Genomic DNA, 1,155 nt, shown 5'->3' on the forward strand with positions numbered 1-1,155 from the left:
GATTATTGATATGTTTGTAAAATTAGAAGAACAAACAGATAGAGATCACAACTAAGCGACCGCTATCTGTTGGTTTTATACTGATAAGCCGATTTAAGACGAGCAGCTAATCTCCATACCTTTGCCCCATTCCGGTGGTAAAGCAGCTAAGTATTCGTAATCAGGGTGCTCCGCATATGGGTCTGCGAGTACTACCATCAGAGCATCAACATCGCTGCTATCACCACGTTCGGCCTTTTCAATCGCAAGTTGAGCCAAATAGTTTCTAAGAATGTATTTAGGATTTACCTGCCTCATCTTTTCGCAGCGCTCTGTAGCTGAACTCTCCTCAAGTTCACAACGTTGCAAGTAGTTATCCAACCATAGCTTCGCTGCATCACGATCGATGACCAAATCAATGACTTCCTGAGCAGGCAAAGTGTCTAGGTTCGACAGAGTTCTAAAGAACCTTGGGTAATCGACTTTGTTTTGCGACATCAATTCGAACATAGACTCAAACAAGCGGCTGTCACCTTCTTGCTTGGAAAGCAGACCAAGCTTTTGGCGCATCAGTTGGCTGAAATAACCGTTCATTTGTGGCTCGTATTGTTCCAATGCCGCCTCTAAATCAGCCCTTTCCACCAGCGGTGACAACGAGTGTGCCAATGCCGATAAATTCCACATACCGATTCTTGGTTGCTGATTGAACGCATAACGCCCTTGGTAATCAGAGTGATTGCAGATCAAGCGGGGATCATACTCATCAAGGAAGGCAAACGGGCCGTAATCGAAGGTTTGTCCAATGATCGACATGTTATCCGTGTTCATCACCCCGTGAGCAAAGCCATTTGCTTGCCACAACGCAATCATCTCTGCGGTGCGGTCAACAATTTGATTAAACATAGCAGCGTATGGCTTTTCTTCATCTAGGCACTCAGGGAAGTGCCACTCGATGACTTTGTCGGCCAACAATTTATGTTCAACCAACTGATTTGTGTAAAACAAGTGCTCAAAGTGACCGAAGCGGATATGTGATTCTGCAGCACGCACCAGCAGTGCACCCCATTCTTGCTTCTCTCGGTAAACCGGCGTGTCACTGGTCATCATTGCCAATGCACGAGTCGTTGGGATATTAAGCCCCGCCATCGCTTCACTGCACAAATACTCGCGCACAGT

Annotated in this window: 1 protein-coding gene; it reads right to left on the reverse strand. The window is 46.2% G+C overall.

Features of this window, described 5'->3' with window-relative positions:
• Window positions 1-93 precede the first annotated feature (93 nt).
• Window positions 94-1,155 (reverse strand): protein adenylyltransferase SelO (locus tag BCT81_RS02415; RefSeq protein ID WP_102423142.1); only part of this gene is annotated, 1,062 nt, incomplete at its 5' end.

It is taken from the genome of Vibrio sp. 10N.261.52.A1 (assembly GCF_002876325.1).
In the GTDB taxonomy this organism is placed as follows: domain Bacteria; phylum Pseudomonadota; class Gammaproteobacteria; order Enterobacterales; family Vibrionaceae; genus Vibrio; species Vibrio chagasii.